The 2,739-nt window shown below is 42.4% G+C and carries 2 protein-coding genes; both read left to right on the forward strand.

The genetic code is table 11. The annotated features are described in order from the left end of the window. The first annotated feature begins 201 nt into the window (after positions 1-201). Entirely contained in the window at positions 202-1,149 is a 948-nt protein-coding gene (locus HOD97_06930) for an SDR family oxidoreductase (GenBank protein ID MBT4281329.1), read from the forward strand. 9 nt (positions 1,150-1,158) lie between these two features. Beyond that, positions 1,159-2,589, forward strand: a complete 1,431-nt coding sequence (locus HOD97_06935) for a hypothetical protein (protein MBT4281330.1) — start codon at positions 1,159-1,161, stop codon at positions 2,587-2,589. Positions 2,590-2,739: the final 150 nt, after the last annotated feature.

Genomic DNA, 2,739 nt, shown 5'->3' on the forward strand with positions numbered 1-2,739 from the left:
CCCAGTCATTCCGAGCGAGTCCCATCGAGGCGACGAGGAATCTAAATTAGCAGGGCAAGGTCCTTTGATGAAGAACCACCATCCGCCGGTTCGGAATGACAGTTATTTTTTAACGCCACTCCATCTTGCCTCTATAAAATCCTTGGTGATCTTTGTGGCTATTTTCACCCAATACCCTTAGTTTAGGTTCTTATGAAACCAATAAATATAATGCGTAAAATTCTCGTCACGGGTGGATCCGGATTTCTTGGATCTCATCTATGCGAAAAATTGTTGAAAAAGGGGAATGAAGTACTTTGTGTAGATAATTTTTATACGGGTACCCGGCAAAATATTTCACATTTACTGAATAACCCAAATTTCGAAGTATTACGGCACGATGTTTGTTTTCCGCTTTTTGTGGAAGTGGACGAAATTTACAATCTTGCCTGCCCTGCATCGCCGGTACACTACCAGCACGATCCTGTGCAAACGACCAAAACGAGCGTGCATGGCGCTATCAATATGTTGGGGCTTGCTAAACGCTTAAAAGCTAAAATCTTTCAGGCGTCCACAAGTGAAGTATATGGCGATCCTGCCATTCATCCGCAAACTGAGGACTACTGGGGCAATGTAAATCCTATTGGGTTTCGTTCTTGCTATGATGAAGGTAAACGATGTGCCGAGACACTTTTCTTCGATTACTACCGCCAGCATAATTTAAATATCAAAGTAGCACGCATTTTTAATACGTACGGCCCCAACATGCATCCGGACGACGGTCGAGTCGTTTCTAATTTTATTGTGCAAGCTTTAAAGGGAGAGAATATCACCATCTACGGTGACGGAAGACAGACGCGCTCGTTTTGTTATGTAGATGATTTGATAAATGGATTTGTCAAGCTGATGGATACAGATCATGGGTTTACTGGACCGGTCAATTTGGGAAACCCGGGCGAATTTTCTATGTTGGAACTTGCGGAAACGGTTTTGAGTTTGACGGGTAGTACTTCAGAATTAATATTTAAAGATCTTCCGGAAGATGACCCCAAACAGCGCCAGCCGGATATTTCTATCGCAAAAGGAAAGTTAGAATGGGAACCAAAAATATCTTTAAAAGAAGGCCTCGAAAAAACCATCTCGTATTTTGAAACATTGATTTCTGTTTAAACAAGTCCTATGCGAATATTTTGGGTTTCTATTTGGTTTTCTACAGTTCTATTCAGTCAGAATTTTTCGTTGCGTCCACTTGCGTTCACGATAAATAAATCTACCGGAGGCGACTGGAATGCATTTCAAACGGATGGTGTTTTGATTGGAGGCTTCGGAGGACAGGCAGATTGGTCTAACCAAAATTGGAAAATCATGGGGCGTTGGGTATACACCAGCGTTCATGGAATGTCGGGCGATCCGTTTTCCCTTTCTCCGGATAAAGGGAAAAGATTCTCACAAAGTTATTCCATGCTGGATGGCGATTTCTGGTTCGATGATGCGGATATGCTCATTCAGTACAAGGGAGATAATTATTCATTTGAATTCGGGAAATACGACAGATTCTGGGGTCCGGGAATGTCCTCCCTGACGGTATCAAATAGAGTACCTTCTTTTCCACAATTCGGTTTTGAATGGGATGTGCTTCCCAACTTGAAAGTCTCTTATTTTCACGGGTTTTTGAATAGCGATATTTTAGACTCTTCACGGGCTCAATATTATACGGGTGTAGGAACAAAACAATTTGATATTTCACGATCGGTAGCTGGGCACCGTCTGGAATGGCAACCATTTGATTTTCTTTCCCTAGGCGCAACTGACCTCGTTGTGTACGCAGTCCGCCCGCTGGAAGTCACATATCTAATGCCATTCATCCCTTTTTGGGCGCTGCAGCATTATTTGGATGATACCGATAATATTCAGATGGCTGGCGATATCACATTGCATTTCAGCAATCAGAGAAAAGCATATATCGTTTGGCTTTTGGATGAATGGTCCATTGAAAATACCTTTAATAAAGAAAATGAACGGAATTGGTTTGGTTGGCAGTTTGGTCTCGAATGGATTGCTTTAATGCAAGAAAAAGATCGTTTCCAAATTGAATATACGTGGACAGACCATCGCATTTATCGTCATAGATTTAACGTGAACGATGCCTTTTCGTCTGGATATCCATTGGGATTTTGGGCAGGACCGCATGCTCAGGAATTATATGCTGAATACGTAGCTGAATTATTTGGGTTTGATTGGGTTCTGAGCTATTCAAATGTGAAACGCGGTGAAGTCACAGATGCCATTTTGGAAAATCAGTATGACCAAACACAGGATAATTATCAGCGATTTTCGGGATTGGTGGAAGAAAGAACTGTAATGGATATTCAACTGATGAAATCCGTTTGGAAACAGGATTTATTGGTCTATTTGGGCGTTAGCGTTATTGATTGGAAAAATGCGGGCTTTGATCCTTTTAATCCTGGATCAGGTTCAGTCAAGGATATTAATAAAACATCATTTACCGTTGGTTTTTCCTACAATTTCCGCCCTCCCGGATTAGCAGGAAGAAACCCCAGTCATTCCGAGCGATCCGCCGGCTGGCGGAGCCAGAGGAATCTAGAATAGAAGAGCAAGGTCACCAGATGAAGATTCCTCTCCGCCAACCGGCGGATCGGAATGACAGTTATTATTTTGAACATCCAAAAAGTGCCACGATCATCCCTGATCGTGGATTTCCTACATATCCTTTGCGAAAGTTTAGAACCTTCCGCAAAG

Source organism: Candidatus Neomarinimicrobiota bacterium (assembly GCA_018651745.1).
Lineage (GTDB): Bacteria > Fidelibacterota > Marinisomatia > Marinisomatales > TCS55 > JAAZYX01.